At 72.7% G+C, this 26,957-nt stretch carries 28 protein-coding genes; 15 read left to right on the forward strand and 13 right to left on the reverse strand.

The window, feature by feature from the left end; genetic code table 11:
* Positions 1–57: 57 nt before the first annotated feature.
* The 3 genes from AB0J80_RS08355 (at position 58) to AB0J80_RS08365 (ending at position 1,992) form a co-directional block, all read left to right on the forward strand.
* On the forward strand, positions 58–504 hold the full coding sequence (locus AB0J80_RS08355; RefSeq protein ID WP_364701840.1) for a hypothetical protein: 447 nt from the start codon (positions 58–60) through the stop codon (positions 502–504).
* Positions 505–550: 46 nt separating this feature from the next.
* Positions 551–1,615 carry an anthranilate phosphoribosyltransferase gene (gene trpD / locus AB0J80_RS08360; RefSeq protein ID WP_364701843.1) on the forward strand — a complete coding sequence of 355 codons (1,065 nt, stop codon included), beginning with the start codon at positions 551–553 and terminating at the stop codon, positions 1,613–1,615.
* Between the two features lie 170 nt (positions 1,616–1,785).
* Positions 1,786–1,992, forward strand: coding sequence for a hypothetical protein (locus AB0J80_RS08365; RefSeq protein ID WP_364701845.1), 207 nt, complete (start codon positions 1,786–1,788; stop codon positions 1,990–1,992).
* A 152-nt stretch (positions 1,993–2,144) separates the two neighbouring features.
* Here AB0J80_RS08365 and AB0J80_RS08370 read toward each other — a convergent pair whose 3' ends face one another.
* Complete coding sequence (locus AB0J80_RS08370; protein ID WP_364701848.1) at positions 2,145–2,570, reverse strand: cytochrome c oxidase subunit 4; 426 nt, start codon at positions 2,568–2,570, stop codon at positions 2,145–2,147.
* Positions 2,571–2,580: 10 nt separating this feature from the next.
* Positions 2,581–3,447 (reverse strand): cytochrome c oxidase subunit II, encoded by an 867-nt coding sequence (gene coxB / locus AB0J80_RS08375; protein WP_364702619.1) that lies wholly within the window; start codon positions 3,445–3,447, stop codon positions 2,581–2,583.
* Between the two features lie 240 nt (positions 3,448–3,687).
* Here coxB and AB0J80_RS08380 point away from each other — a divergent pair, with 240 nt between their 5' ends.
* Positions 3,688–4,836: an aminotransferase class V-fold PLP-dependent enzyme gene (locus tag AB0J80_RS08380; protein ID WP_364701851.1), complete on the forward strand. Its 1,149-nt coding sequence runs from the start codon at positions 3,688–3,690 to the stop codon at positions 4,834–4,836.
* The gene (locus AB0J80_RS08385; RefSeq protein WP_364701854.1) at positions 4,833–5,045 is read left to right on the forward strand and encodes a sulfurtransferase TusA family protein; all 213 of its coding nucleotides are present in this window, start codon (positions 4,833–4,835) and stop codon (positions 5,043–5,045) included. Before AB0J80_RS08380 ends, AB0J80_RS08385 begins: the two co-directional genes overlap by 4 nt.
* On the opposite strand, the gene AB0J80_RS08390 is transcribed toward AB0J80_RS08385, so the two are convergent.
* From AB0J80_RS08390 to AB0J80_RS08405, 4 genes are all read right to left on the reverse strand, one after another.
* A complete protein-coding gene (locus AB0J80_RS08390) occupies positions 5,038–5,538 on the reverse strand; it encodes an ATP-binding protein (protein WP_364701857.1) in 501 nt (166 codons plus the stop codon). The two genes, AB0J80_RS08385 and AB0J80_RS08390, sit on opposite strands and share 8 nt — an antisense overlap.
* A 2-nt stretch (positions 5,539–5,540) precedes the next feature.
* Positions 5,541–6,518 (reverse strand): carbohydrate kinase family protein, encoded by a 978-nt coding sequence (locus AB0J80_RS08395; protein WP_364701860.1) that lies wholly within the window; start codon positions 6,516–6,518, stop codon positions 5,541–5,543.
* A 135-nt stretch (positions 6,519–6,653) separates the two neighbouring features.
* Positions 6,654–7,028 carry an iron-sulfur cluster insertion protein ErpA gene (gene erpA, locus AB0J80_RS08400; RefSeq protein ID WP_364701862.1) on the reverse strand — a complete coding sequence of 125 codons (375 nt, stop codon included), beginning with the start codon at positions 7,026–7,028 and terminating at the stop codon, positions 6,654–6,656.
* Between the two features lie 102 nt (positions 7,029–7,130).
* Positions 7,131–8,294, reverse strand: a complete 1,164-nt coding sequence (locus AB0J80_RS08405) for a glycerate kinase (protein ID WP_364701865.1) — start codon at positions 8,292–8,294, stop codon at positions 7,131–7,133.
* On the opposite strand from AB0J80_RS08405, the gene AB0J80_RS08410 reads away from it, so the two are divergent.
* The 4 genes from AB0J80_RS08410 to AB0J80_RS08425 all read left to right on the forward strand — a co-directional run bounded on the left by AB0J80_RS08410 (position 8,293) and on the right by AB0J80_RS08425 (position 11,999).
* Positions 8,293–8,442 carry a hypothetical protein gene (locus AB0J80_RS08410; protein WP_364701868.1) on the forward strand — a complete coding sequence of 50 codons (150 nt, stop codon included), beginning with the start codon at positions 8,293–8,295 and terminating at the stop codon, positions 8,440–8,442. The two genes, AB0J80_RS08405 and AB0J80_RS08410, sit on opposite strands and share 2 nt — an antisense overlap.
* A 53-nt stretch (positions 8,443–8,495) precedes the next feature.
* On the forward strand, positions 8,496–9,674 hold the full coding sequence (gene nadA, locus AB0J80_RS08415; RefSeq protein WP_364701871.1) for a quinolinate synthase NadA: 1,179 nt from the start codon (positions 8,496–8,498) through the stop codon (positions 9,672–9,674).
* A gap of 217 nt (positions 9,675–9,891) precedes the next feature.
* Positions 9,892–11,247: a UDP-N-acetylglucosamine 1-carboxyvinyltransferase gene (gene murA / locus AB0J80_RS08420; RefSeq protein WP_364701873.1), complete on the forward strand. Its 1,356-nt coding sequence runs from the start codon at positions 9,892–9,894 to the stop codon at positions 11,245–11,247.
* A 119-nt stretch (positions 11,248–11,366) separates the two neighbouring features.
* Positions 11,367–11,999 (forward strand): DUF3043 domain-containing protein, encoded by a 633-nt coding sequence (locus tag AB0J80_RS08425; protein WP_364701876.1) that lies wholly within the window; start codon positions 11,367–11,369, stop codon positions 11,997–11,999.
* A 5-nt stretch (positions 12,000–12,004) separates the two neighbouring features.
* On the opposite strand, the gene AB0J80_RS08430 is transcribed toward AB0J80_RS08425, so the two are convergent.
* Together AB0J80_RS08430 and AB0J80_RS08435 are read right to left on the reverse strand one after the other, a co-directional pair.
* Positions 12,005–12,313 carry an AzlD domain-containing protein gene (locus tag AB0J80_RS08430; protein WP_364701879.1) on the reverse strand — a complete coding sequence of 103 codons (309 nt, stop codon included), beginning with the start codon at positions 12,311–12,313 and terminating at the stop codon, positions 12,005–12,007.
* Positions 12,307–13,014: an AzlC family ABC transporter permease gene (locus AB0J80_RS08435; RefSeq protein WP_364701882.1), complete on the reverse strand. Its 708-nt coding sequence runs from the start codon at positions 13,012–13,014 to the stop codon at positions 12,307–12,309. The genes AB0J80_RS08430 and AB0J80_RS08435 overlap by 7 nt, the downstream gene beginning before the upstream one ends.
* 66 nt (positions 13,015–13,080) lie before the next feature.
* On the opposite strand from AB0J80_RS08435, the gene AB0J80_RS08440 reads away from it, so the two are divergent.
* Positions 13,081–13,638 (forward strand): XRE family transcriptional regulator, encoded by a 558-nt coding sequence (locus AB0J80_RS08440; RefSeq protein WP_364701885.1) that lies wholly within the window; start codon positions 13,081–13,083, stop codon positions 13,636–13,638.
* A gap of 2,223 nt (positions 13,639–15,861) precedes the next feature.
* Here the strand turns inward: AB0J80_RS08440 and AB0J80_RS08445 are convergent.
* Entirely contained in the window at positions 15,862–16,008 is a 147-nt protein-coding gene (locus AB0J80_RS08445) for a hypothetical protein (protein WP_364701888.1), read from the reverse strand.
* A gap of 637 nt (positions 16,009–16,645) precedes the next feature.
* On the opposite strand from AB0J80_RS08445, the gene AB0J80_RS08450 reads away from it, so the two are divergent.
* Together AB0J80_RS08450 and AB0J80_RS08455 are read left to right on the forward strand one after the other, a co-directional pair.
* Positions 16,646–19,117, forward strand: a complete 2,472-nt coding sequence (locus tag AB0J80_RS08450) for a WG repeat-containing protein (RefSeq protein WP_364701890.1) — start codon at positions 16,646–16,648, stop codon at positions 19,115–19,117.
* A 4-nt stretch (positions 19,118–19,121) separates the two neighbouring features.
* The gene (locus AB0J80_RS08455; RefSeq protein WP_364701892.1) at positions 19,122–20,120 is read left to right on the forward strand and encodes an aldo/keto reductase family protein; all 999 of its coding nucleotides are present in this window, start codon (positions 19,122–19,124) and stop codon (positions 20,118–20,120) included.
* Between the two features lie 3 nt (positions 20,121–20,123).
* Here the strand turns inward: AB0J80_RS08455 and AB0J80_RS08460 are convergent, their stop codons facing one another.
* Together AB0J80_RS08460 and AB0J80_RS08465 are read right to left on the reverse strand one after the other, a co-directional pair.
* Positions 20,124–20,951: a site-2 protease family protein gene (locus tag AB0J80_RS08460; protein ID WP_364701895.1), complete on the reverse strand. Its 828-nt coding sequence runs from the start codon at positions 20,949–20,951 to the stop codon at positions 20,124–20,126.
* A complete protein-coding gene (locus AB0J80_RS08465; RefSeq protein ID WP_106126848.1) occupies positions 20,948–21,145 on the reverse strand; it encodes a hypothetical protein in 198 nt (65 codons plus the stop codon). The genes AB0J80_RS08460 and AB0J80_RS08465 overlap by 4 nt, the downstream gene beginning before the upstream one ends.
* 167 nt (positions 21,146–21,312) lie before the next feature.
* Here AB0J80_RS08465 and AB0J80_RS08470 point away from each other — a divergent pair, with 167 nt between their 5' ends.
* Complete coding sequence (locus AB0J80_RS08470) at positions 21,313–23,091, forward strand: bifunctional adenosylcobinamide kinase/adenosylcobinamide-phosphate guanylyltransferase (RefSeq protein ID WP_364701898.1); 1,779 nt, start codon at positions 21,313–21,315, stop codon at positions 23,089–23,091.
* On the forward strand, positions 23,084–23,806 hold the full coding sequence (locus tag AB0J80_RS08475) for an adenosylcobinamide-GDP ribazoletransferase (protein WP_364701901.1): 723 nt from the start codon (positions 23,084–23,086) through the stop codon (positions 23,804–23,806). Before AB0J80_RS08470 ends, AB0J80_RS08475 begins: the two co-directional genes overlap by 8 nt.
* Here AB0J80_RS08475 and AB0J80_RS08480 read toward each other — a convergent pair.
* Together AB0J80_RS08480 and gcvT are read right to left on the reverse strand one after the other, a co-directional pair.
* Positions 23,777–24,145, reverse strand: coding sequence for an MmcQ/YjbR family DNA-binding protein (locus tag AB0J80_RS08480; RefSeq protein WP_364701904.1), 369 nt, complete (start codon positions 24,143–24,145; stop codon positions 23,777–23,779). The genes AB0J80_RS08475 and AB0J80_RS08480 overlap by 30 nt on opposite strands.
* 1 nt (position 24,146) lies before the next feature.
* Positions 24,147–25,250 carry a glycine cleavage system aminomethyltransferase GcvT gene (gene gcvT, locus AB0J80_RS08485; RefSeq protein WP_364701906.1) on the reverse strand — a complete coding sequence of 368 codons (1,104 nt, stop codon included), beginning with the start codon at positions 25,248–25,250 and terminating at the stop codon, positions 24,147–24,149.
* A 143-nt stretch (positions 25,251–25,393) separates the two neighbouring features.
* On the opposite strand from gcvT, the gene AB0J80_RS08490 reads away from it, so the two are divergent.
* Complete coding sequence (locus AB0J80_RS08490; protein ID WP_364701909.1) at positions 25,394–26,944, forward strand: leucyl aminopeptidase; 1,551 nt, start codon at positions 25,394–25,396, stop codon at positions 26,942–26,944.
* Positions 26,945–26,957 lie beyond the last annotated feature (13 nt).

Here is a 26,957-nt window from a genome sequence, read left to right on the forward strand (position 1 = left end):
TCAAAGGCCCATCCGACCGCCCCACCCACCACCCATGACCGGACTAAAGGCGTAATCATGAGCGACGTCACCAAGCGCGAGCCGGACAAGTACACGGTCCTGCTGTACAGCGACGACATCAAGGTCCGGGACAAGATCCGGCTGGCGATCGGCGTACGCCCCGCGGCCGACCTGTCGGTCGAGTTCGTCGACGCCTCCACCTGGGAGGAGTGCCGGCGCCTGCTCGACGACTACGAGATCGACCTGATGGTCCTCGACGGCGAGGCCTCCCCCGCCGGCGGCCTCGGCATCGCCCGCCAGACCAAGGACGAGTACGCGGACCCCCCGCCCACCTGCGTGGTGATCGCCCGCGCGGCCGACCGCTGGCTGGCGGCGTTCGCCCAGGTCGACCAGACGCTCGTCTACCCGCTCGACCCGGTGACCACGGGCCAGACCATCGCCGGCATGCTCCGGGCCCGCCGCAACGGCGCGGTTCCGCTGGGCACCCTCGGCACGCTGGGCTGACGGCTCACCTTCCCCGCACGTACCCCCTCGCCCCCCGGAGGCCCCCATGGGCGCACCTACCTGGCCCGATCTGCTGAGCGCCCTGCTGCGGGGCGAGGAGCTGCCGGCGCAGGACACCGCCTGGGCGATGGGCGAGATCATGGCGGGCAACGCCACGCCGGTCCAGGTGGCGGGCTTCGCCGTGGCGCTGCGGGCCAAGGGCGAGACCCCGGCCGAGCTCTCCGGCCTGGTCGAGGCGATGCTCGCCAACGCCACCGTCGTGGACCTCCCGGACGAGGTACGCGCCGACGCGGTCGACGTGGTGGGCACCGGCGGCGACCGGGCCCACACGGTGAACATCTCCACGATGGCGGCGATCATCGTGGCCGCCGCCGGCGTCAAGGTGGTCAAGCACGGCAACCGCGCGGCCTCCTCGGCCTGCGGCACCGCCGACCTGCTCGAGCACTTCGGCATCCCGCTCGATCTGGGCCCGGCGGGCGTGGCCCGCACGGTGGCCGAGGCCGGCATCGGCTTCTGCTTCGCCGCCCGCTTCCACCCCGGCATGCGCCACGCCGCGGTGACCCGGCGTGAGCTGGGCCACCCCACGTTCTTCAACGTGCTGGGCCCGCTCACCAACCCGGCCCGCCCCCGCACCGCCGCGGTCGGCTGCTTCGACCCGCGCATGGCCCCGGTGATGGCCGAGGTCTTCGCCCGCCGCGGCGACTCGGCGCTGGTCATGCGCGGCGAGGACGGCCTGGACGAGTTCACCACGGCCGCGCCGACCCGGGTGTGGATGGTCAAGGACGGCACGGTCACCGAGTCGGTGGTGGACGCCGTCGACTTCGGCATCCCGCGCAGCAACCCCGGCGACCTGCGTGGCGGCGACGCGGCTTTCAACGCCGATGCGGCGCTGCGGACGTTCGCCGGGGAGAGCGGGCCGATCCGCGATGCGGTGCTGGTCAACGCGGCGGCGGCGTTCGCGGCTCACGCCAGGTTCCCGGGCGACTTCGCGGACGCCATGCGGGCCGGCATCGCCCGGGCCGCGGAGACCGTCGACTCGGGCGCGGCCACCGCCCTGCTGGGCCGCTGGGTCGAAGCCGCGAAGGCCGCCAAAGCCGCCGAGACGGCATAAGCAGAGCGAGCGGCCCCGCTAAGCGCGCCCGAGCCGCATCAAGCCGCGCCGCAAGTGTGACCGGCTTTTGTCCCAACACGCCGGGGCGCGTCCACCGCTGTCCGGCCAACCCGTGACAACGTTTGAATGACATTCGGGTAATTCCACCTTCCGACGAAGAGGAGCCACCCGTGGAGGAACGAGAGCTGCGCTGCATCATCTGCGACGCGGAGATGCCGTTCGAGGTCCCGCCGTGCGGCGACGGGCACGACAAGGACTGCCCCGAGCTGGTCTGCACCCGCTGCGGCGCCGCGGAGATCCTGGCCCCACTGGAGATCCGGGTCTGGTTGCGCCCTAGCGGCGACCGCGTCGCCCCGCTGCAGCGCCGCGCCGCCTGAGCGCCGGCAACCCCCTGAGGACTCGTTCAGGGCGCTGAACGCCACACCGTCCCACGGGTCCGGCGTCGGCAGTCTTCGCCCCGGAGCGGGGCCCTCAGCCCATGGAAAAGGCCCGCACCGATGGTGCGGGCCTTTCGACGACAGTCGCCGGGTCAGTGCTCGGCGGGGTGCCGGCTACCCGAGTAGTACTCGAACAGCAGCCCGCACGCGGCGAAGATCACCATCACCAGGCCGCCACCGATCATCCACAGCTGCCAGAACACCAGGCCCATGGCGGCGAACGCCGCGGCCAGCGCCAGGCCGAAGGGCCAGTAGCTGCCGGGGCTGAAGAAGCCGATCTCGCCGGCGCCCTCGGCGATCTCGCCGTCCTCGCGGTCCTCCGGGCGCAGGTCGATGCGCCGGGCGACGAACCAGAAGAAGCCACCGCACATCGCGCACAGCAGGCCGGACAGGATGAGCGCCACCGTGCCGACCCACTCGGTGTGGACGCCGGTGCCCCGGGTGTAGAAGCCGTAGACGATCGCGGCGCCGAAGAGGAAGGCGGAGACGCCCGCGAAGATCTTGTATTCGGTCCTCAACTCGGTTCCCCTACTTCTGTGCGCTGCGGGTGTCGCCGGACTGGTTCCACGAGTGGCCCTGGCGGCGCGTGTCGAACGGGCGCGTCGTCACGGCGAAACGCTCGTCGCCGGTGTAGCCGATCGCGCCCATCGCGTCCTGGGTGCTGGCGCCGCCCTGCTTGGCCTTGAGGAACTGGTCGAACCGCTCCGGCGAGACCACCACGAGCTCGAACTGCATGAAGGCGTGATACGTGCCGCAGAGCTCGGCGCAGCGGCCGACGTACCGGCCTTCGCGGTCGAGCGTGACCTCGAAGGTGTTGCGCACACTGCCGGGGAAGACGTCCCGCTTGAACAGCATCTCGGGCACCCAGAACGAGTGGATGACGTCGCGGCTGGTCTCCTCGAAGCGGATCTTGCGGCCGGTGGGCAGCACGAGCAGCGGGATGACGTCGCTGGAGCCCAGCGTGGAGGCCACCGTCTTCGCGTCCTCGCCGGGCGCGTCACGGTAGTTGAACTGCCAGTTCCACTTGAACGCGACGACCTCGACGGTCTGGTCCGGCTTGGCCGAGAGCTTGTCCACATCGGTCTGCACGATCGCGGTGTAGTAGAAGAGCACCGCCACGATCAGCACGGGAGTGACCGTGTAGAGGACCTCCATCGGCATGTTGAACCGCGTCTGCACGGGCAGGTTGTCGCCGCGCTTGCGGTAGCGGATCACGCACCAGAAGATCAGGCCCCACACGAAGAACCCGACGACCAGGGCCGCGATGGTGGACGCGATCCACATGTCGTACATCTTGTGGGCCTGCAGCGTGATGCCGTGGCGGGGCCAGCCGAAGCCGCCCAGCTTGTCGCCGATCGCGTTGGCGGAACAGCCGGACAGCAGGGCCAGCAGCATGGCACCGCCGACACCGAGCCCGGCGAGCCGAACGACGCGGGGTCGTGCGACCGAACTCCTTGAGACCACCTGCTCCTGCCTCCCTAGAGCACCGCCCGGTGCAGTGAATCCGGACACCGGCGGCAAGGTGTCACCGACGGTCGCACACTACTCGACCTGGCCCGGGTGTCCGGTTACCGGGGGTCGGATCTTCACTTGGGCGTGCATACCCCCGATTCTGTGGACGATACCGTTCCGGAGGTGGAATACACGGCGGAACAAGCTGGTGCGCCCGCCTACCTGGACGCGGCCGGAACGGCACCGATGCACCCGGTGGCCCGGCAGGCGCTGGTCGCCGCCCTGGACGACGGTTGGGCCGATCCGGACCGGCTCTACGCCGCGGGCCGGCGGGCCCAGCAGCTGAGGGAGGCGGCGACGGCCGCCGCGGCGCAGTCCCTGGGGGTACGCCCGGACGAGCTGACCTTCGTCTCCTCGGGTACGGCCGCGGTGCACGCCGCCGTCCTGGGTGGCCTCGCCGGACGTGTCCGAGCTGGTCAGACGTTCGTCCACTCGGCGATCGAGCACTCCTCGGTGCTGCACGCGGCGGCCCGGCACGGCACGTCGGCGGAGGTCGGTGTGGATCGTCTGGGCCGCCTCGACGTGGACGCCTGGCGGGACGCGGTGTCCCGTCCGGGCGTGGCCCTGGCGAGCTTGATCAGCGCCAGTCACGAGGTCGGCACGGTCCAACCGGTCGCCGCAGCCGCGGAGGCCTGCGCGGAGGCCGGGGTGCCGCTGCACGTGGACGCCGCCCAGTCGGTCGGGCACGCGCCGGTGCCGCCGGGTTGGTCCCTGCTCACCGCCAGCGCGCGCAAGTGGGGCGGGCCGCCCGGGGTGGGGCTGCTGGTGGTTCGTAAGGGCACGCGCTGGCTGTCCCCGTACCCTGGTGATGATCTTCACAGACCGCGCCCCCAGGGCGCGCTGAACCTGCCCGCGGTGGTCGCGGCCGCGGCGAGCCTGCGGGCCGTGCTGGCCGAGGCGCAGACCGAGGCCGTACGCCTGTCCGCCCTGGTCGACCGCATCCGGGCGACCGTCGCGGCGACCGTGCCCGACGTCGAGATCGTCGGCGACCCGGTGAACCGACTGCCGCATCTCGTGACGTTCTCCTGCCTGTACGCCGACGGCGAGGCGCTGCTGCACGCCCTGGACCGGCACGGCTTCGCGGTGTCGTCCGGCAGCTCCTGCACGGCGTCGACGCTGCGGCCCAGTCACGTGCTCGAGGCGATGGGGGTGCTCAGCCACGGCAATGTGCGGGTCTCCCTGCACCGGGGCACCACCGAGGCCGACATCGACCGGTTCCTGGCGGTGCTGCCCGGGGTGGTCGAGGAGATCCGGAAGGAGGCGGGGATGTGATCGAGGTGGACTCCCGCGGCCGGCGCTGCCCGCTGCCGGTCATCGACCTGGCGAAGCGGATGCCGACCGTGCCGGTCGGCGAGGTGGTGCGGGTCCTGGCCGACGATCCGGCGGCGGCCAACGACATCCCGGCCTGGTGCCGGATGAAGGGCCAGGAGTACGTCGGCAGCCCGGCCCCGGACGCCTACGACGTGCGCCGGCTCAGCTGAGGTAGTCGACGACCGGCCCGACCGGGTCCTGTGCCAGGTGCGTGTCGACGACCAGGCGGGGACCCAGGTAGGGCTCGTACTCGCCCTGCCGCTCGAGGACCCGCACCCAGTCGGGGATGCCGTCGTGGGCGCGGGCCGCGAACCGGGCCTCGACCCGGCGGCGGTGCTCGGCGTCGTCGCCGCAGACCACCTCGACGACCCGCAGCGGGACGCCGAGGCGCTCGGCGAGCTCGATCCACAGCTGCCTTGCCGCCTTCACCGGGTTGACCGCGTCGATGATCACACTGTGGCCCATGGTGAGCTGCGTCTCGGCGAGCGCCGCCACCACCCCGTACGCGGCGTAGCCGGGACGGGGCTCGGTGACGTCGTAGGCCTGCAGGGTGAAGTCGACGGTGTCGACGGCGAGCACGGCGGCGGGCAGCGCCGCCCCCACTCTGTGCGCGAGCGTGCTCTTGCCCACGCCTGGCAGCCCGGCGAAGACGGCGAGGACCATCGTCAGGCGGGAAGGTACGGCTGGATCTCGGCGGCGGCCTCGTCACCGTACGAGTCGGCGAGGCGCTTGAGGAACTCGTCGGTCCGGACGTCGTACTCCTGCGGGCCGACCGTCTCCAGGACCAGGGCGGCGACGAGGGAGCCCACCTGCGCGGCACGCTCGAGGCCGATCCCCCAGCTGATGGCGGAGAAGAAGCCGGCCCGGAAGCCGTCGCCGACGCCGGTCGGGTCGTCCGGCACCACGCCGCGCGCGACCGGTACGTGGATGCGCTCGATGCCGCGCCCCGTGATCTCCACACCGTCCTTGCCCAGCGTGGTGACCCGGATCTTGACGTGCTCGAGGACCTGGTCGGCGCTCAGGCCGGCCTTGGTCTCCAGCAGCGAGCGCTCGTAGTCGTTGGTCAGCAGGTATTCCGCGCCCTCGATCAGCGCCATCACGTCGCTGCCGTCCATGCGAGCGAGCTGCTGCGACGGGTCGGCGGCGAAGGCGAAGCCGCGGGCGCGGCACTCCTGGGAGTGGCGCAGCATCGCGGCCGGGTCGTTGGCGCTGACCAGCACCAGGTCGAGACCGCCGGCCCGGGCGGCCACCGGGGCCAGCTCGATGTTGCGGGCCTCGGACATCGCCCCGGCGTAGAACGACGCGATCTGGTTCAGGTCGTCGTCGGTGGTGCACACGAAGCGGGCGGTGTGCGCGACCTCGCTGACGTGCACCGAGTCGCAGTCGACCCCGTGCCGCTCGAGCCACGAGCGGTAGTCGGCGAAGTCGACGCCGACCGCCCCGACCAGGATCGGCCGCAGGCCCAGCTTGCCCATGCCGTACGCGATGTTCGACGCCACGCCGCCGCGGCGGACCACGAGGTCGTCGACGAGGAACGAGAGCGAGACCTTGTGGAGCTGGTCGGCGATGAGCTGCTCGGCGAACTTGCCGGGGAAGTGCATCAGATGGTCGGTGGCGATCGAGCCGGTGACGGCGATCTTCATGTCGGCCCTCGGGGGTCGGGTGCGATTACCCCCGGAGCCTACCGGCCGTCCGCACCGGGGACATCCCCGCGTCACGGGCGAGGGCCGCCCACCCCGGGCAGGGGTGGACGGCCCTCGAAGTCCGTGCGGGGCGGCTCAGTGGAAGGAGTCGCCGCAGGCGCAGGAGTTCTGCGCGTTCGGGTTGTCGATCGTGAAGCCCTGCGCGTCGATGCGGTCGGCGAAGTCGATCGTGGCGCCGGCCAGGTAGGGCGAGCTCATCCGGTCGACGACGACCTCGACGCCGCCGAAGTCGCTGACGATGTCCCCGTCGAGCGAGCGCTCGTCGAAGAACAGCTGGTACCGCAGGCCGGAACAGCCGCCGGGCTGCACGGCGATGCGCAGGCGCAGGTCGTCGCGGCCTTCCTGCTCGATCAGGGCCTTGACCTTGGTCGCCGCGACATCGGTCAAAATGACGCCGGTCGGCGCGGCCTGGGCGGCCTCGGTCGACTCGGTGTGCGCTTCAGTAGACACGTGCGGTTCTCCCTGCCGGTCCGGTGATGTGCCGTACCGGCCAACGCTAGCTCTCCCAGGGCATATTCCCAATTCGGTGCGGCGAGATGTCCGACACCGCCCTCACCTGCTCCACTGGCCGGCGAGGCGGCTCGCGACCTCCCGCAGCCCCCGGGCCGGCTCGGCGAGCGCGCGTTCCTCCGAGCCGAAGTGCTGGACCAGGGCGTATGTCTCGGTCACGCCCGCGTTGGCGGCCTCGCGGTAGCCGGTCTCGTTGCGCCCGGCGATGACCACGCAGGGCAGGCCCCGGTCGCGGGCGCCGTTCGCGATCCCGGCCACCACCTTGCCCCGCAGCGACTGGTGGTCGAAGGAGCCCTCCCCCGTGATCACCAGGTCCGCCCGGTCGAGCTGTTCCTCGAGACCGGTGAGGCCGGTGACCAGGCCGATACCGGACACCACCCGGCCGCCGAGCGCGAGCAGGGCGGCGCCGATCCCCCCGGCCGCACCGGCGCCGGGCATCGCGGCGATGCCCTCGAGGCCGAACGCCCGCTCCAGCACGCCGGTGAAGTGCTCCAGGGCGGCGTCCAGCCGCAGCACGTCCTCCCTGGTCGCGCCCTTCTGCGGGCCGAACACGTTGCTGGCGCCGTGGAGGCCGAGCAGCGGGTTGTCGACGTCGGTGGCGGCGACCAGGCGTACCTGGCGCAGCTGCGGGGGACCTTCGAGGCGGGCCGCGGCGCCCAGGACCGCTCCCCCGTACGGCAGCGCGTACCCGCTCTCGTCGACGGGCCCGGCGCCCAGCGCGGCCAGCATTCCGGCACCGGCGTCGTTGACGGCGGAGCCACCGAGGCCCACGACGACCTCGGCCGCGCCCGCCTCCACCGCGGCGGCGAGCAGCAGGCCCAGCCCGTACGAGGTGGCGGTGTTGGGGTTGCGCTCCTGCTTCGTCAGCAGGTGCAGGCCGCAGGCCTGGGCGCTCTCGACGTAGGCCGTGGTGCCCACGAGGAGGACCTCGCCCCGGGCCGGGCGGCCCAGCGGATCGACGGTGGCCACGGGGATGCGCCGGCCGTCCAGCGCCGCGCCCAGGACCTCGACGAAGCCGGGGCCGCCGTCGGACAGCGGGCGCAGCACGCACTCGTCGTCCTTGGCGGCCTCGTGCCACCCTTCGGCGACCGCGGCCGCCACCTCGGAGGCGGTGAGCGTTCCGGCGAACTTGTCCGGGCAGATGAGTACGCGCACGAGGAGAAAGTACAGGTTTCGCACAGGCACCCCTGGCAACGTTGGAACCATGGCCACTCTCATGCAGCGACTGCAGAAGTTCCTGCGCAGCCCCCAGGGACAACGGTTGATCCGCGAGGGGCAGCGTCAGCTCGCCAAGCCGGAGAACCAGGCGCGGCTGCGCAAGCTGGTGACGCGGGTGCAGAACCGCCGCCGCTGAGTGGTCCACAACACCGCATCGACCGCGCTGACGGGCGGCGACGTTGTGGAAACATGGTTGGCGTGACGTCGACCTGGACCGAACCCGCGAACACCCCCCTCGCGCTGCTGCTGCTCGGCAAGGGCACCGACCCCGCCAGCGAGCGCGGCGTCGACTGCCCCGGCGACCTGCCCGCGCCCAGCGACCCCGACCTGGTCGCCCGGGCCACCGCCGCCAAGGCCGCGCTCGGCGACCGCGTCTTCGTGCTCGGCCACCACTACCAGCGCGACGAGGTCATCCAGTTCGCCGACGTCACCGGCGACTCCTTCAAGCTGGCCCGCGAGGCGGCCGCGCGGCCCGACGCCGAGTTCATCGTGTTCTGCGGCGTGCACTTCATGGCCGAGAGCGCCGACATCCTGACCGGCGACGCCCAGAAGGTGGTGCTTCCCGACCTCGCCGCCGGTTGCTCGATGGCCGACATGGCGGTGCTGGGCCAGGTCGAGACGGCCTGGGACCACTTCACCGACCTGGGCATCGCGGACGACGTCGTCCCGGTGACGTACATGAACAGCTCGGCCGACATCAAGGGCTTCGTCGGCCGCAACGGCGGCGTGGTCTGCACCTCGTCCAACGCCAAGCGGGCCCTGACCTGGGCGTTCGAGCAGGGCCAGAAGGTGTTCTTCCTGCCCGACCAGCACCTCGGCCGCAACACCGCGGTGCTCGAGATGGGCTTCTCGCTCGACGACTGCGTGCTCTACGACCCGCACAAGCCGCACGGCGGGCTCACTCCCGAGCAGCTGCGCGACGCCAAGATGATCCTCTGGCGCGGCCACTGCTCGGTGCACGGGCGCTTCACCCTCGACAGCGTCCGCGAGGTCCGCGAGCGGGTGCCCGGCGTCACCGTCCTGGTCCACCCGGAGTGCCGGCACGAGGTCGTGCGGGCCGCCGACCAGGTCGGCTCCACCGAGTACATCATCAAGGCCCTGGAGGCCGCGCCGGCCGGCTCGGCCTGGGCGGTCGGCACCGAGCTCAACCTGGTACGCCGCCTGGCGCTGGCCCACCCGGACAAGCAGATCATGTTCCTCGACCGGACCGTCTGCTACTGCTCCACGATGAACCGCATCGATCTCCCGCACCTCGTGTGGGCGCTCGAGGAGCTCGTGGCCGGTCGCGTGCCCAACCAGATCACGGTCGACGAGGACACCGCCAAGTACGCCCGCATCGCCCTCGACCAGATGCTGGCCCTCCCCTAATTTCATCACTCTGGGTGACTACCGCTGAGCCCTCAGCTCTGCCGTACCTTTTTGTTGCCTTAATCATCAGCAATTCGTGCCGCCTGGGCGTTGTGATGATTTCTGGAATGGTCACGCAGGGCTATGCTTCCCCGGCGGCTGCCGCGGGTCCCCCTCCCGTTGCAGCTCCCCTCACTCGCTTCGGGCGTGCACCGGACGCCCGCCTCTGGAGGTTGCGTTGACCGACGACGTCCTGGCCGTACACGGCGGTGCGCCGCTGCACGGGCAGATCCGGGTCCGTGGCGCCAAGAACCTGGTTTCCAAGGCCATGGTGGCCGCCCTGCTGGGCGAGTCACCCAGCCGTCTCTTCGACGTGCCGCGCATCCGCGACGTGGAGGTCGTCCGCGGCCTGCTCGGCCTGCACGGCGTCAAGGTGTCCGACGGCGCCGACGACGGCGAGCTGGTGATGGACCCCACGAACGTGGAGAGCGCCAGCAGCGACGAGATCAACGTGCACGCCGGCTCGTCCCGGATCCCGATCCTGTTCTGCGGTCCCCTGCTGCACCGCCTCGGTCACGCGTTCATCCCCGATCTGGGCGGCTGCCACATCGGCCCGCGCCCGATCGACTTCCACATCCAGGCGCTGCGGCAGTTCGGCGCGGTCGTCGACAAGACCCCCGAGGGCATGCACCTGACGGCCCCCAACGGTCTGCACGGCACCAAGCTCGAGCTGCCGTACCCGAGCGTCGGCGCGACCGAGCAGGTGCTGCTCACCGCCGTACGCGCCGAGGGCGTCACCGAGCTGCGCAACGCCGCCATCGAGCCGGAGATCATCGACCTCATCTGCGTGCTGCAGAAGATGGGCGCGATCATCACGGTGCACACCGACCGGGTCATCGAGATCCTGGGCGTACCGAAGCTGCACGGCTACAGCCACAAGCCGATCCCGGACCGCATCGAGGCCGCCAGCTGGGCCGCCGCCGCGCTCGCCACCCGCGGCGAGATCGAGGTGCTGGGCGCCCAGCAGGCCGACATGATGACGTTCCTCAACGTCTTCCGCTCCATCGGCGGTCAGTTCGAGGTCACCGACGCCCGGGTGTCCCGCCCCGGCGTCACCGGCGTCGAGGGCGGCATCAAGTTCTGGCACCCGGGCGGCGAGCTGCAGGCCGTGGCCCTGGAGACGGACGTCCACCCCGGCTTCATGACCGACTGGCAGCAGCCCCTCGTCGTCGCGCTGACCCAGGCCCGGGGCCTGTCGATCATGCACGAGACGGTGTACGAGCAGCGCCTCGGCTACACCGAGGCCCTCAACTCGATGGGGGCGACCATCCAGGTCTACCGCGACTGCCTCGGCGGCACCCCGTGCCGCTTCGGCCGCCGCAACTTCAAGCACTCCGCGGTGATCGCCGGCCCCAGCAAGCTGCACGCGGCCGACCTGGTCATCCCGGACCTGCGGGCGGGCTTCAGCCACCTCATCGCGGCCCTGGCCGCCGAGGGCACCTCCCGGGTGTACGGCGTGGACCTCATCAACCGCGGCTACGAGGACTTCGAAAGCAAGCTGGCCGCCCTGGGCGCCCACGTCGAACGCCTCTGAGCCTCGCCGACCGCACGACCCGCGCCGCCGATCGACCCCGACCGGCGGCGCGGTCCGCTTATGCGGCACTTCGGCTACGCGGTTTCAGCTTTGGCTGCGCACTTGGCTACGCTGCTGGGGTGCCCTCGCTGTTTCGCCGCAAGTCCGCTGATCTCGTCGCCGATGCCGTCGAGCAGGTGACGCCCGAGTCCGAGCCGACCACGGCCAAGCCCAAGAGCTACACGCCGTCGAAGAAGGAGCTCGGCCTCCAGACCCCGAAACGGCAGCGCGTCCAGCGGCGGCACGACACGGCGCAGGCCCCTGCGAACCGCCGGGAGGCGATGAAGCAGATGCGCGAACGGCAGCGGGCCGAACGCGCCGAGGCCTCGGCCGGCATGCGGGCGGGCGACGAGCGCTACCTGCTGGCCCGCGACCGCGGCCCCGAGCGCGCGCTCGTCCGCAACATCGTGGACTCCCGCCGCACGGCCGGCACCTGGTTCTTCGTCGGCGCCATCATCGTCTTCATCGGCTCGACGGGCGGGATGCCCATGCAGGTGCGACTCGCCGCCAACCTGCTGTGGGCGATCCTGGCGTTCGCCGTGGTCCTCGACAGCATCCTGATCTCGCGCCGGATCAAGAAGCTCGTGTCCGAGCGCTTCCCGAAGACGACGCAGCGGATGGGCTCGCTCTACCTGTACGGCATGATGCGTGCCCTCACCTTCCGCCGCATGCGCGTACCGAAGCCCCAGGTCGCGCTGGGCGAGAAGGTCTGATCCGCTCACGGCACGCCGGCGAGGCGCAGGAGGGCGGCGGTCAGCGCCGCGGCCAGCACCACCACCACGAACGGGGCCTTGCGCCAGGCCAGCAGGGCGCCCACGGCCACCCCGGCCGGGCGTGCCGCTCCCGCGAAGGCAGCGCCCTCCATCAGCGCGGCGGTGGCCGCCAGTGCCGCCAGCAGCGTGGTCGCGGCCATGGGAAGCAGGCGCTGTAAGCGGTCCGAGAGCTCGAGCCGGTCGCGCAGCAGGACACCGCTCAGCCGCATCGTGTACGTACCGACGGCCAGCACCACGATCGACGCGATCAGCACGGGACCTCCTCCAGCTTCCTCGGCTCCTCGCGACGCCGGCGCGGCACGAACAGCGCGAACAGACCCAGCAGCGCGCAGAGCACTGGCAGGCCTGCCGGTAGCACCGGCGTCACCAGCACCGCCAGGGCCGCGCCGGTGAGGGCCACCGTGCGCGTCGCCCGGTCGCGCAGGGACGGCAGGATCAGGGCGATCAGCCCCGCCGGGAAGGCGGCGTCGAGCCCCAGAGCCGCCGGGTCACCGGTCGCCCCGCCGAGCAGGACGCCCAGCGCCGTCCCCGCGTTCCACGAGGTGAAGAGCGTGACCCCGATCAGCCAGTAGGTGCGCCGGCGGCGGGCCGGGTCGCGCTCGCGCAGGGTGAACGCCACCACCTCGTCGGTCATCAGATGGCTGCCGATCAGCCGGTCCCGCCACCGGTCACCGACCGTCGCGGCGACCGCCAGCCCGAACGGCAGGTGCCGGGCGTTGAGCAGCAGTCCCGCGAAGACCGCCGCCAGCGGGTTGCCGGCCGCGATCAACCCCACGGCGAGGAACTGTGCCCCACCCGCGAACACCACCGTCGACATGACGAACGGGACCCAGGTCGGCAGCCCGTACGCGATCGCGATGGCACCGAAGGACGCACCCACCGCCACCATCGCCGCGGCGATCGCGGCCGCGTCCCGCAGCAGGGCGCGATCCGGTGTTCGGCGTGGCGTACGCATGGTTCAAAATAATGAACGACGAGCGCCTCGTTCGTCAAACCGAACGGATCGACCGACGGAGCGAACATGTCGCAGCCGGCCTCGCCCCTGGCCACCATCGCCGCGGCCCTGCGCCGCGAACGAGAGCGCGCCGGCATCTCCCTCGCCGAGCTCGCCCGGCGCGCCGGCCTGGCCAAGTCCACGCTGTCCCAGCTCGAGAACGGCACCGGCAACCCCAGCATCGAGACGCTCTGGTCGCTCGGCGTCGCACTCGGCGTGCCGTTCAGCCGACTCGTCGAGCCGCCGACTCCGTCCGTACGGGTGATCAGGGCCGGCGACAAACCCCGGCTGCGGGCCGACCAAGCCGACTTCGCGGCCAGCCTGCTCGCCGCCGGTTCCACCCACGCCCGGCGCGACCTGTACGTCATGGAGCTCGAACCCGGACAGCCCCGCGAGGCCGAGGCACACATCCCGGGCAGCGTCGAGCACGTGGTCGTCGCCGCCGGACGGCTCAGCGCAGGACCGGCCGGCGAACGCGTCGAGCTCGGCCCCGGCGACTACGTGGCGTTCCCGGGAGACGTCCCGCACCACTACGAGGCGCTCGAACCCGGCACCTGGGCCGTGCTGGTGATGGAACACCGCTAGCGACGGAACCCGCGGACGATCTCCACCGACGATCCGGCTAAGGTCGCCTGCCGGTAGGTCACGTGCCTCCGGAAACCCGACGAGGAAAGCGCACCGAACGTAGTGACGAAGTCCCGGAACGGACGGCGGGGAGAGATCACAGGCACCCTGGCGTCGAGCCCACCCCCGCCGTTAATCTCCACTCACAACCCCGCAGTGGAGCCGGGCGACAGTCCCCGGTGTACCGCCCTGCCACGAGCAATTTCCGAACAAGGTGGAAAGCCGTCGTGACGCACCGTAGCCCTGCATCCGGCCCCCTCCCGGGCGCCCGATGAACGGCTGGAGCTCGCACCTCGGCGCGGGCGGCTGGGACGACGAACCGGCATGGGTGTACGAGATCACCTGGGAATGGGAACCCCAGCCGGGCCAGCGCTACCCGGGCGACCCGGGCCGCCGCCGAGCGGTCCACCACCCGGTGTACGACGCGGCCGCGGCAGCCGAAGCGGCGGCCTCCTGGGACGCGGACTTCAAGACGATCGCCCAGGCTTCCGGCCCGCCCGGACCTGGTAACCCGATCTCGGCACCGCCCGCGCCCGGTCATCCGGTCTCCGGGCCGCCGGCGCCCGGCTATCCGGTGTCCGGGCCACCTGCCCACGGTCATCCGGTGTCGGGGCCGCCCGGGCCTGCTCATTCCGTGTCCGGTCCCGGTCATCCCGGGTTCGGACCTGGTCAGCCCGGGTTCGGACCTGGTCAGCCCGGGTTCGGACCTGGTCAGCCCGGGCCCGGGTCCGGTCGTCCCGGGTCCGGGTTCGATCCCGGGTCCGGTCGTCCCGGGTCCGGGTTCGATCCCGGGTCCGGGTCTGGTCATCCGGTGTCCGGGGCGCCCGGGTCGGGCCGTCCGATGTCGCCTGCTTCCGGCCGCTCCTCGACACCGTCTCGACCCGTCTCCCCGGGCGCGGGCCGGGCCACCGTGAGTCGTCCGCCGCAGCGGCCTCCCTCCTGGACCGGGCCGTCGGACACGCCCGGTCCGTCATGGAACCGGCCGGTGCCGTTGCCGGACCGTCTCCCGGGAAGTGAGCGGCGGGATCATTCCTGGCAGGACCAGCGACCGGACGCCCCCGACGGGCCCTACCGGACGCCTCGGCCGATGCCGGCGGACTCCGCCTGGGCGCCGCCGATGGACTCCCGGCCGGTGACACCGCCGGAAACCCGAGGCTCGCAGCCGGAGTCGCCGCGGTCGGGAGCGCCCTTCGGCGCGCCGCGCCCCGCGGGGGGTCCGCCCTCACCGCCGTATCCGGGGCAGCCGGCCGCGTCTCAGCGCGGGGCGGCGTATCCGGCCCAGCCCTACCCGGGGCGGGTTCCGCACTCCGGCCAGCCCGCGCGTCCCGGTCAGGGTGCCCCTTCGGGACAGTCCTCGGGCCCCGACCAGCATGTGCAGCCGGGTCAGCCTCGCCGGGCCGAGCAGCCGCTGGGTGCAGGTCAGCCTCCGCGGGCCGGGCAGCCTCCGCACGCCGGACAGTCACCGCGCCCCGGCCCGCCTCCGCACGCCGGACAGTCGCCGCGCCCCGGCCAACCCCCGCACGCCGGACAGTCGCCGCGCCCCGGCCAAGCTGCGCACTTCGAGCGGTCTCCGGATACTGCGCAGCCTCCGCGGGCCGGGCGGCCTTCCCACTCGGACCTGCCGTCCATTCCGCAGGGACCGGAGGGCCGGTACTCGCCGTTCTCACCGCAGGCGGAGAACCGGCAGGCCGCGCCCTTCTCGGTCCAACCGGAGCCGCGTCACCCCGCAGGCCCGCACCAGCCGGCATTTCCGGCCTCGCCCCCGGACGAGCGCCGCGCCGCACCCGCCCGCGGAAGCCACAGCGCCGAGCCGCCGACGGATCCCCGCTTCCCGGCGCCGCTGCAGGCCGTGCCGGACGGGCGACGCACTTCTCATCCCGTTCGGCAACCTGAACCTTCCCAGGCGGCCGGACAGCGTCCGGAGACCACCCAGCCGCTGCCTCCGCCGCCCTACGCGGCCCCCGGGCACCCGTCGCCAGCTGCGGCATCGCACGCGTCGCCGTGGGCCCCGCCGACACCGGCTCCGTCCACCGCGCCATCGTCGGCTCAGCCGGAGCCTGCGTCGCCGTCGTGGGCTCGGCCCCATCCCGCCGCCGCTGCTTCGCCGTCGTGGGCCCAGCCGACACCGACTCCGCCGTCATGGGCACAGCCGACCCCGGCTCCCCAGGTGGCGCAGCCTTGGGCTCAGCCGACCTCCACTCCCCCGGCAGCATCGGAGCCTGTCGTGTCGTCGCGGCCCGCCCCGCCCGAGCGGATCGTGCCGTCGCAGTCGGTGTCGCCGACGCCGCCGCTTGCCGCGCAGCAGCCTCCTGCGCCGGTTGTGCGTCCCATGTCGGTCCAGCCCGTGCCACCCGTTGTCCGGCCGACGTCCGCTCAGCCGGCGCTCTACCGCGCGGCTCCGCCCACCTATCCCTACGAGCCGCGGCCGGCCGTGTCACCAACGGCGCCGGTGACACCCGCGATCCCGCCGGAGGAGACCTCGTCGCCCGCGGTCGCTGCGTTCGCGGCACCCGTATCGCTGCCTCCGGCTGTCGAGGCGCCGGTTCCTTCCGCGCCTCCGCATGACGAGCCTGTCGCCGTTGCGCCGGTACACGACGAACGCGTCCCCGTTGGACCCTCGCGCGACGAGCCCGTCCCAGGTAGCTCCCCGAACGACGAACGCGTCTCCGCTGAGGCCTTCCCGGCTACATCGCCACAGGACGAGGCCGCCCTCGCTGCACCGCCGCGGAACGAGTCCGTCCCCGCCGCGACCCCGCACGACGAAGCCGCCGGGAGCGACCAGGCTTCCTCTGAGGAACCCGATGCGCGCACGTCGTGGACAGTCGAGGAGGAACCCGCCGACCCGGAAGTCACTCAGGAGGCCGACGCGCCCAGCGGGGCTACGGCGCAAGCGGATTCCGGCACGCCTGAACGTGCGCCGGACGCGGAAGTCGAAGCTAAGCCGGCAGCGTCCGTCCATGACGCGAAGATGTCGTCGGACGTGGTCGGCAGTGAGCCGGCTGCGCCCCCGGTTGGCGCCCGCGTCATCCGCGACGACGTGGAGGCCGTCGAGCCGGCTGCCGACCAGCCTTCCGCCCTTCCCGCGCTCGAGCCGGCGGCCGGCATCGTTCCGGAGCCGGCCGAGGTCGCCGTCGTCAACGGTCCTCCACCCGCGCTTCCCGAGGTGGCGGACGACCTCCCTCCCGAGGCGCAGAACCCGGTCGTCACCGCGGATGTGGACCAGGCCAAGGCCGCAGCAACCGACAGTGTGGCCGCAGTAGGAGAGGCACTCGATCCCGGAGACCGCGCTGACGCAGGCGGCCCGGAGCCCGTTGACGCCGAACCTGCTGACAGCGCGCCGATCGTCGCGGACGTGATCGTCGGCGCGCCGATCAGTGTGCAGCCTGTGGAGGCAAGCGTCGACGTCGTGGAGGGGGAGGTCGACGAGCAGCTCGGCACGGACGCCGAGCCGACCGCCGTCGAGCAGCCTCTGGACGTCGAAGTCGTCGAGGAGACCGAAAAAGGAGAAACCGCCGAAAGCAGCGAGGTCGCCACGCAGCAGGGCACTGAGGAGGGCCGCGGCCTCGGCTGGCTGCTGTCGATGAGCGGCCTGGGCGCCGTCACCCCGGAGCCGGACCCGGTTCCCGTCTCGCCGGCAGCGGAGGTTCCGGTCAGCCCACCGGCCGGCGCGGACGCCCCGGTGAGCGGCGCCGCCCCGGTGCGGACCGACTGGTTCTCGCCCTCCATGGAGACCGGGGTCGTCGAGCCACGCACCGCGCCCTCACCGGAGGCCGAGCCGCCACACGAGACCACCGACCAGACGCCGGCCAAGAAAGACCCGACACCGGCTGAGGAAGGCCCGACACCGGCCGAGCAAAGCCAGACGCCGGCCGAGGAAGACCCGACGCCGGCCGAGCAAGACCCGATACCGGCCGAGCAAAGCCAGACGCCGGCCGAGGAAGACCCGACGCCGACCGGAGCAGTTACTGCCGACGAGGCGGCGACGACCCTCACCACGCTCCCAGCGCTTGAGCAGCCGGTTCAGGACGCTGCTTCCGTGCGTACCGAAAAAGCGGTCCGGGCTCCCAGCATGCAGCTGCCCACCGTCTCCGTCGCTCCTCCGCCGGAGCCGGAGCTCGAGCCCGAACGCCGCCTCGCCGATCCGGAACACGTGCTTTCGGCGTACCCGTGGAAGGTCGATCCGGTCACCCTGCGGGAGACCGCCGGGGAGCTGGAGCCGCTGCGGGCTGTGCGGGACCGGCTGACCGACAAGCTGGAGTACGCCGAGCGGGACGCCGTCCGGGCCCGGCTGCTGAGCCTGCGGGCCGTGGTGAGCCGGGTGCTCGGTGAGTACGGCCGGGCCGTGGCCGACGGGCGGGAGGCGCTGCGGCATGCCGAGGCGACCGGGGAGCTGCGGCTGATCGCCGTCGTGCAGGCGCGGCTGGCGCACGTGCAGCAGTGGCGGGGTGACTACGCCGAGGCCGACCGGCTGTACGAGGAGGCGAACTCCGTCGAGCTGCCCGGGCGGTTGCGGGCCGAGATGCACGTCCATGCCGGGAGGTCGTGCTACGAGCAGGGGCGGTATCTCGAGGCCTGCAACCATTTCGAGCTGGCGCTGGAGTTGCGGCGGGTCGAGGATCCCGATCTGGTCGCGCGCACGGAGGCGGCGCTCGATGCCGTGATGGCGCGGGTTCAGGAGACCGGGTGGGGTCCCTATCCGCGGACGCGGGAGGAGATTCTGCAGCAGAGCCGTCCGCCGCAGCCGGCTCAGGACCATGACACGGGCCTTTTCGGGTACGCCGACAGCAACGGCGACGTGGTCATCCCCGAGGTCTACGCCGAGGCCCAGCCGTTCCGGGAGGGCGCCGCCTGGGTACGCCGCCCGCAGGCCGCCGCGTGGGAGCTGATCGACGAGTCGGGGACGCAGCTGCTCGACGACTCGTCCGCCTACCTGCAGGCACTGCCGTTCGAGGACGGGCTGGCGTGGGTGTCACGGGAGCCGGCCGGCGGGTGGTTCGCCGTGGACTGGCACAACCGGGTGATCGTGCCGGGTGGGTTCGAGGAGGTGCGGCCGTTCCGGCGGGGTGTGGCCGCGGTGCGGCGTAACGGCTGGGGGGCCCTGGACCGGCACGGGCGGATCGTGGTGCAGCTGAAGTACCGGGGGTTCGCCACCGTGCTGACCGGCGGCGGGGCGGTCGACGGGTTCACCGAGGAGGGGCTCGCCGTCGTCGACGCGGGCGGGCGGTTCGGGGTCGTCGACCGTACGGGGCGGCTGCTCGTGCCGCCGGTGCACGCCGAGCTGCTCATCCACCCGGCGGCGTACGTGGTCCGGGACGAGCAGGGCCGCTGGGGTGCGCTGGACCGCCAGGGCGAACCGCTCGTCGACCTGGCCCACCCGAAGCCCGCGGACGTGGTGCGGGACATCGACCGGCTGTCCTCGGACACCCGGCCCGTACTGTGAGGGTATGGAGTTCCGTCACCTCGGCCGTTCCGGCCTCATGATCAGTGAGATCGCGTACGGCAACTGGATCACCCACGGTTCCCAGGTCGAGGAGGAGGCCGCCGACGCATGCGTCAAGGCCGCGCTCGACGTGGGGATCACCACCTTCGACACCGCAGACGTCTACGCGGGAACCCGCGCCGAGGAGGTCCTCGGCCGCGCGCTCAAGGGGCAGCGGCGGGAGGGGCTGGAGATCTTCACGAAGGTCTTCTGGCCGACCGGTCCGGGTCCCAACGACCGGAGCCTGTCCCGCAAGCACATCATGGAGTCGATCAACGGTTCGCTGCGCCGGCTGCAGCTGGACTACGTCGACCTCTACCAGGCGCACCGCTACGACTACTCGACGCCGCTCGAGGAGACGATGCAGGCGTTCGCCGACATCGTGCACTCCGGCAAGGCGCTCTACATCGGGGTGTCCGAGTGGACGGCGGCGGAGATCCGGGCCGGGTGGGAGCTCGCCCGGGAGCTGAAGATCCAGCTCGTGTCCAACCAGCCGCAGTACTCGATGCTGTGGCGGGTCATCGAGTCCGAGGTCGTGCCGACGTGCGAGGAGCTGGGCCTGGGTCAGGTGGTCTTCTCACCGATCGCCCAGGGCGTGCTGACCGGCAAGTACGAGCCGGGCAAGCAGCCGCCGGCCGGTTCGCGGGCCACCGACGAGAAGTCGGGTGCGCAGTTCATCCAGCGGCTGATGACCGACGAGGTGCTCGGTGCGGTGCAGCGGCTCAAGCCGCTCGCCGAGCAGGCCGGGCTCTCGATGGCGCAGCTCGCCGTCGCCTGGGTGCTGCAGAACCCGAACGTCTCGGCCGCGATCGTCGGCGCCTCGCGTCCGGAGCAGGTCCACGACAACGCCAAGGCCTCCGGGGTGCGGCTCGACGCGGACCTGGTCAAGGCGATCGACGAGGTCATCGGCGGCATCGCCGAGCGGGATCCCGCCAAGACGGTCAGCCCGGCGCGCCGGCCCTGACGCTCACAGGTCCGACCAGAAGCGCATGTAGAACAGGCCGCCCTGGCCGATGTCGGGGACGCCCAGAATCCCGGCGATCCATCCCACGAGGTCGAAGAACAGCACGTTGATCTTCGACTGCCAGAGCAGGACGAACAGCAGGATGAAGCCGTACGGCGCGAACAGGTTGTACGCGCGCTGGTACGGCGGGCTGAGCCAGGGCTGGACGATGTTGCCGCCGTCCAGCCCCGGCACCGGCAGCAGGTTGAGCACGCTGGCCGTGACCTGCAGGAACGCCAATGCGCCGAGGGCCAGCCAGAACGCGCCGTGGGCCCCGGCGACGCTGATCTGGCCGGAGTCGTCCCGGTAGAAGCCGACGTCGTCGCCGGCCCCGAACGCGAACGGTACGGCCAGCAGCACGGCGAACAGCACGTTGGTGGCCGGGCCGGCCGCGCTGATCAGCGACTCCTTGAGCTTGCTGCGGACGTGCGCGTGGTCCACCCAGACCGCGCCGCCGGGCAGGCCGATGCCGCCCAGCACGACGGCGACCAGCGGCAGGACGATCGACAGCACCGGGTGCGTGTACTTCAGCGGGTTGAGACGCAGGTAGCCGCGGTCGGCCACACCGCGGTCGCCGGAGAAGTACGCGACCAGCGCGTGGGCGTACTCGTGCAGGCACAGCGACAGCACCCAGCCGGAGATGACCAGCAGGAAGACGTCGACCCGGACGTTGCCGTAGCCGGTCCACGTCATCCACCCGCTGACCGCGACGAGCGCCAGGATGCCGACGAAGACCGGGCTCGGCAGGAAGGCGCTGCGCGGGGTGCCGCGGCTGAGCTGGAAGCTGCTCACTCGGCCGGCAGCAGACTCATCTTGTAGTCGACCCGGTCGTCCTCGACCAGGGTGACCTGGGTGACCCCGGCGGCGGCCAGCTCACGCCACGCCTGGCCGATCCACGACTCGGCATCGGCCTGGCTGCTGAACGTCTCGGCCGGGCCGGCCACTGGCTGCCCGTCGACGCCCTCGTACCGCCAACTCCACGGCATGCGGTCGCCCTCCTCGGTGTCCGACTGTGCTTGCGTCCCACCCTACGGTGTTCACGCGCGGACGCTCGCCCGGGCGCGCGCGAACCGATCGACCCACGCCGACAACCGCGCGCGTACCGGCCGGGTCGGGCCGCATGATCGCCGGGCGCGGATCTAAGGTACGGGGCATGTCTGCTGACGGGTGGAGTTCGGTCCTGGTGCTCGGCGGGATCCGGTCCGGCAAGTCCGCGTTCGCCGAGGCCCTGGTGGCCGGCGCGCCCTCCGTGCGGTACGTCGCCACCGCCGCCGGTGGCGAGGACGACCCGGAATGGCGCGGCCGGATCGAGGCGCACCAGCGCCGCCGGCCGCAGTCCTGGACGACCGAGGAGACCGGCGCCGATCCGGGGCGGCTGGCTGCCGTGCTGGCCGAGGCGAAACCGGACGAGACGCTGCTCGTCGACGACCTGGGCGGCTGGGTGGCCACCCTGCTCGACCCGGCGAACCAGCCCAACGACGACGTGGCGACGGTGACCGCACTGGCCGAGGCGGTCCGCGCCTGCGCCGCGCGGGTCGTGCTGGTCAGCCCGGAGGTCGGTCTGTCGCTGGTGCCCGCGACGCCGGTGGGGCGGGCGTTCGCCGACGCGCTCGGCACCGCCAACCAGGCCCTGGCCGCCGCCTGCGACCGGGTGGCGTTCGTGGTCGCCGGCCGGCCGACGTGGTTGAAGGCGGGCGCCGACGAGGCCGGCATCGTCACCGATGTCGAGGCGGAACAGGGCACGGCTCCGCAGCCCGTAGGCGCGGCCCCGCAGGCGCGGGTCACCGCGGCCGCGGCGGCCGCCCCGCTGACCGCTTCCACCGAACCGAGCGCCGCCTTCGCCGAGGTCGACCCCGGCACGGTCATCGAGGCCGGGATGGACCTGCCGCTGCCCGACAGCGACGCCGGCCCGGACGCCCGGGACCGCCTCGAACGCGTGGACCTCCCCGGCGCCGGCATCGGCGTCCTGCTCGAAGCCGTCGAGTTCGCGGCCGGCACCCAGGGCACCGCCACACCACGGCCGTGGGGTCCCGTACGCGTGCTCCTGCTCGACGGCCGGCACGCCGGCGGCGCCGCGGCCGGGGCGGATCCCGCCGAGTCCGACCGCCGGGCCGCCGAGGCCGAGACCGGCGAGGGCCCCCTCGCGCGGCTCGCCGCGACCGCGGACGCCGACATCACCGTGGTGCGGGTTCCGGCGTCCGGGGCGATGGAGGACGGTCCCGTGCTGGACGAGGCGGCCGTCGACGCGGGGCTGCGGCAGGGCTGGGAGCTCGCCGGCGCGGCCGCCGCGGACGGCCGGGAGGCGCTCGTCATCGGCGCGTGCGGCACCGGTACGGACGCCGTCGCCACCGCCGTGATCGCCGCGACCACCGGCGCAGAACCGGTCGCGATCCTGCCGCGGGTGCTGGTGCCCGGCGCCCGCTACGACGACGAGGCGTGGATGCGGCGCTGCGCGGCGGTCCGCGACGCCATGCACCGCATCCGTCAGGAGCCGCGCGGCGCCAAGGACATCCTGGCCCAGCTCGGCGGCGCGGACCTGGCCGTGGCCACCGGCGCGCTGCTCGGCGCGGCCGCGCGTCGGATGCCGGTGCTTCTCGACGGCCCGCTGGGCATCGCGGCGGGCCTCGTCGCCCGGGATCTGGCCTCGCAGAGCCGCCACTGGTGCCTGCTCGCCGACGCGGGCCGCCACCAGCTGGTCCGCCAGGGCGCGGACGTGCTGGGCCTGACCCCCGTGCTCGAACTGGGCCTCGACCTCGGCGAGGGCGCGAACGCCCTGGTCGCGCTGCCGCTACTGCGCTCGGCGATCGCCCTGGCGGGCGCGCTCCCGGTGCACCCGGTGCTGCTCGCGGCACCCGGCGACGCGGGGCTGAGCGACGAGGACGCCTCCTTCGCCGAGCCTGAACCGCACGGCCCCGGCCCGGCGAGTGCTTGACGGGCTCCGCCTGGCGCTGACCACGTTCACCGTCCTGCCGGTACGGGCGGGACGGATCGACCGCCGGTCCGCGGCGGTGGCCATGGGTGTCGCCCCGCTCGTCGGTGCCCTGCTCGGCCTGGCCCTCGCCGGTGTGCACGAGCTGCTGCCGGCCGGGGTGCTCGGCGCCGCTGTCACCGTGACCGTGGGCGTGCTTCTCACCCGCGGACTCCACCTCGACGGCTTGGCGGACACGGTCGACGCGCTGGGCTCGTACCGGTCCGGCGACAAGGCCCTAGAAATCATGAAAAAGCCGGACATCGGGCCGTTCGGCGTGGCTGCCATCGCGCTGACCCTGCTCCTGCAGACCGCCGCCGTGGCCGAGGCCGGCCCGTGGGCGATCGTGGCCGCCTGGGCCACCGGGCGGCTGGCCGTCACGCTGGCCTGCCGCCGCGGCATCCCCGCCGCACGCCCCGACGGCCTCGGCGCCCTCGTGGCCTCCACCGTGCCCACGCCCGTGGTGGCCACGCTCGCCGCAGCCGTCGCCGCAGGGGCGATCTGGGCGGTGCCGGACCGGCCGTGGGCAGGCCCGGCGACGGTGGCCGGTGTCGTCGCGGTCGTCGCCCTGCTCCTGCGCCACGCGGTCCGGCGCTTCGGCGGCATCACCGGCGACGTCCTCGGCGCGACCGCCGAACTGGCGACGACCCTATCCCTGGTCGCCCTCGCCCTGGCCTGAGTCGTACTCCCGCACCAGCTTCTTCGGCGCCGTACGCCGCCACGCCTCGGTCACGACCTGCCGCAGCTCACCCGGGTCCGCCCTGCCCAGCTCGACCCGGACCCACCCGAACCGGCCGACGTACGGCGCCGCCGAGTAGACCTCCGGGGCGGCACTCATCAGCTCGGCCTGGTCCTCCTTGGACGCCTTGACCGTGCAGGTGGACGCGTCAGGCCGGCCGACGACGAACATCTTGTCACCGCACCGGAGGGTCCAGTCGCCCCAGTTCTCGACGTACGCCTCCTGGCCGCCGGGCAGGGCCAGGACCCACTCGCGCAGGTCCGCCCAGGTGACCGCCATGTCAGCGGACGGAGGTCTGCACGAACGGCGGCTTCACCACGCGCGCCTCGGTGCGCCGCCCCCGGATGTCGATCTCCACCGTGTCCCCTTCGGCCAGACCGGCGGCGGTGTCCAGCAGGGCCAGGGCGATGCCGACCTTCTTGGTGGGTGAGAACGTGCCGCTGGTCGTCTCGCCGACGAGCGTGCTGCCCGCGTACACCTGCATGTGACCCCGCGGGATGCCGCGGCCCGTCAGCTCCAGGCCGCGCAGCGACCGCCGGGGGCCCGACGCCTTCTCCGCGAGCAGCACGTCGCGGCCCCAGAACGCCGGCTTCGACCACCCGACCGCCCAGCCGGAGCGGGCCTGCACCGGGGTGATCTCCAGAGACAGCTCCTGGCCGTGCAGCGGATAGCCCATCTCGGTACGCAGCGTGTCGCGCGCACCCAGCCCGCAGGGCCGCACCCCGGCCGCGACCAGCGCGTCCCACACCCGCGTCGCGTCGTCCCACGGCACCACCAGCTCGTAGCCGTGCTCGCCGGTGTACCCGGTGCGGCACACGATCAGCTCGACGCCGTCGAGGGTCGCCGTGGAGAACGACATGTACTCGTGCTCGACCGGCAGCCCCAGCGCCTTGACGGTCTCGGCCGACTGCGGGCCCTGCACGGCGAGCACGGCGTAGTCGCGATGCTGGTCGGTGATCACCAGCGAGGAGGGCGCCGCGGCGACCAGCCGGCGGACGACCTCGGCGGTGTTGGCCGCGTTCGGGATGAGGAAGACCTCGTCCGGCCCGATCAGGTACGCGATCAGGTCGTCGACCACCCCGCCCGTCGCGTCGTCGCAGCAGAGCGTGTACTGCGCCTTGCCGGGAGCGATGCGACCGAGGTCGTTGGTGAGGCAGGAGTTGACGAACTCCGCCGCGCCCGGGCCGGTCACCCGCGCCTTGCCCAGGTGCGAGACGTCGAAGACGCCCACGGCCTCCCGGACGGCGGCATGTTCGCGCAGGACACCGCCTCCCGCGTACTCCAGCGGCATCTCCCAGCCGCCGAAGGCGGCGAACTTGGCACCCAGAGCGAGGTGACGCTCGTGCAGGGGTGAACGGAGCAGGGGCGTGGTGTCGGTGGACATGAGTGGCAACTTACCCGTGACCTTGCATGTGGTTAGCATCGGCGGGACACCACCGCCGTGCGGCGCGACCCGCGCCGCACGGACCACGCTGCCGGAGCGGCCCACGAGGGAGCGCCGGCCCCAGTCGACCGCGGAGAGCCCGAGTGACCCACCCCGTCCCCTCTTTGAGCCTGGTCGACAGCGACCCCGCCGAGCTGGCCGTCGATGCGCTCGTCATCGGCCTGCACAGCCAGCCGGACGAGGGCGGCGCGCTGCTGCCGGCCGCCGGCGCGGAGAGCATCGCCGCCGCCTTCGACGGCAAGCTGACCGCGACGCTGGCCCTGCTGGGTGCGACCGGCGCTCCCGGTGAGGTGACCAAGCTGGCCACGCTGGGCACGGTCGCGGCGCCGCTCGTCGTCGCGGTCGGCCTCGGCGACGAGCCGTCGGGGTCCGCGCCCGCCACCGAGACGCTGCGCCGCGGCACCGGCGCCGCCGTACGCGCCCTCGCGGGCAGCGAGACCGTCGCGCTGGCCCTGCCGGTGCCCGACGACGCCGACGCGCCCTCGGTGCTGCGCGGCATTGTGGAGGGGGCGCTGCTGGGCTCGTACCGTTTCGCCGGCTACAAGACCAAGCCGCAGCCGACCCGCCGCGACCCGGTCAAGGCCCTGCAGGTCGTCGTCCCGGACGCCGCCGACGCCGCCGCGCAGTCCGAGGTCGCCCGCGCCGAGGCCGTCGCCAAGGCGGTCCGGCTGACCCGCGACTGGGTCAACACCGCCCCCAACAACCTGCGCCCGCCGGCCTTCGCCGACGCGGTGGTGGCGGCCGCCGAGGGCACCGGCCTCGAGGTCGAGGTGCTCGACGCCGACCAGCTGAAGGCGGGCGGCTACGGCGGCATCATCGCGGTCGGCCAGGGCTCGGAGGCCCCGCCGCGGCTGGTCAAGCTCACCTACACCCCCCAAGGCGTCGAGAACCCGAAGCGGGTGGCCCTGGTCGGCAAGGGCATCACCTTCGACACCGGCGGCATCAGCATCAAGCCGACCGCCGGCATGTGGGAGATGAAGTCGGACATGGCCGGAGCCGCCGCGGTCGGCGCCACCCTGCTGGCGGTCGCGGCCCTCAAGCCCCCGGTGGCGGTCACCGGCTACCTCGCCATGGCGGAGAACATGCCGTCCGGCACCGCCTACCGCCCGGGCGACGTCATCACGATGTTCAACGGCAAGCGCGTCGAGGTCCTCAACACCGACGCCGAGGGCCGCATGGTCCTGGCCGACGCCATCGCCCGCGCCTGCGCCGACGGCACCGACTACATCTTCGAGACATCGACGCTCACCGGCGGCCAGGTGGTCGCGCTCGGCAAGCGCATCGCCGGCGTCATGGGCACCCCGGAAACCTGCGAACGCGTCAAGGCGGCGGGCGACGCGGTCGGCGAGCCGGCCTGGCCGATGCCGCTGCCGGACGACGTGCGCAAGGGCATGGAGTCGGAGATCGCCGACATCAGCCAGGTCAACGCCGGCATGGACCGCGCCGGGCACATGCTGCAGGGCGGCGTCTTCCTGCGCGAGTTCGTCGCGGAGGGCGTCGAGTGGGCCCACATCGACATCGCCGGGCCGTCGTACCACACCGGCGAGGCGACGGGGTACTGGACGAAGGGCGGCACGGGCGTCCCGGTCCGGACCTTCCTCACCCTGATCGACGACGTGGCTGCCAACGGCTGAGCTTTTCACTGAA

The sequence above is a fragment of the Actinoplanes sp. NPDC049548 genome, assembly GCF_040676695.1.
Lineage (GTDB): Bacteria > Actinomycetota > Actinomycetes > Mycobacteriales > Micromonosporaceae > Actinoplanes.

Excerpts from the sequence above, each read along its gene's own strand:
- AB0J80_RS08355 (WP_364701840.1), top strand. The coding sequence starts at position 58 with ATGAGCGACGTCACCAAGCGCGAGCCGGACAAGTACACGGTCCTGCTG.
- trpD (WP_364701843.1), top strand. The coding sequence starts at position 551 with ATGGGCGCACCTACCTGGCCCGATCTGCTGAGCGCCCTGCTGCGGGGC.
- coxB (WP_364702619.1), bottom strand. The coding sequence starts at position 3,447 with ATGCTGCTGGCCCTGCTGTCCGGCTGTTCCGCCAACGCGATCGGCGAC.
- AB0J80_RS08390 (WP_364701857.1), bottom strand. The coding sequence starts at position 5,538 with ATGGTCCTCGCCGTCTTCGCCGGGCTGCCAGGCGTGGGCAAGAGCACG.
- AB0J80_RS08395 (WP_364701860.1), bottom strand. The coding sequence starts at position 6,518 with ATGAAGATCGCCGTCACCGGCTCGATCGCCACCGACCATCTGATGCAC.
- AB0J80_RS08410 (WP_364701868.1), top strand. The coding sequence starts at position 8,293 with ATGGCCACTCTCATGCAGCGACTGCAGAAGTTCCTGCGCAGCCCCCAG.
- AB0J80_RS08405 (WP_364701865.1), bottom strand. The coding sequence starts at position 8,294 with ATGGTTCCAACGTTGCCAGGGGTGCCTGTGCGAAACCTGTACTTTCTC.
- nadA (WP_364701871.1), top strand. The coding sequence starts at position 8,496 with ATGGTTGGCGTGACGTCGACCTGGACCGAACCCGCGAACACCCCCCTC.
- AB0J80_RS08435 (WP_364701882.1), bottom strand. The coding sequence starts at position 13,014 with ATGCGTACGCCACGCCGAACACCGGATCGCGCCCTGCTGCGGGACGCG.
- AB0J80_RS08440 (WP_364701885.1), top strand. The coding sequence starts at position 13,081 with ATGTCGCAGCCGGCCTCGCCCCTGGCCACCATCGCCGCGGCCCTGCGC.
- AB0J80_RS08445 (WP_364701888.1), bottom strand. The coding sequence starts at position 16,008 with ATGGGACGCACAACCGGCGCAGGAGGCTGCTGCGCGGCAAGCGGCGGC.
- AB0J80_RS08450 (WP_364701890.1), top strand. The coding sequence starts at position 16,646 with ATGTCGTCGGACGTGGTCGGCAGTGAGCCGGCTGCGCCCCCGGTTGGC.
- AB0J80_RS08455 (WP_364701892.1), top strand. The coding sequence starts at position 19,122 with ATGGAGTTCCGTCACCTCGGCCGTTCCGGCCTCATGATCAGTGAGATC.
- AB0J80_RS08465 (WP_106126848.1), bottom strand. The coding sequence starts at position 21,145 with ATGCCGTGGAGTTGGCGGTACGAGGGCGTCGACGGGCAGCCAGTGGCC.
- AB0J80_RS08470 (WP_364701898.1), top strand. The coding sequence starts at position 21,313 with ATGTCTGCTGACGGGTGGAGTTCGGTCCTGGTGCTCGGCGGGATCCGG.
- AB0J80_RS08480 (WP_364701904.1), bottom strand. The coding sequence starts at position 24,145 with ATGGCGGTCACCTGGGCGGACCTGCGCGAGTGGGTCCTGGCCCTGCCC.
- gcvT (WP_364701906.1), bottom strand. The coding sequence starts at position 25,250 with ATGTCCACCGACACCACGCCCCTGCTCCGTTCACCCCTGCACGAGCGT.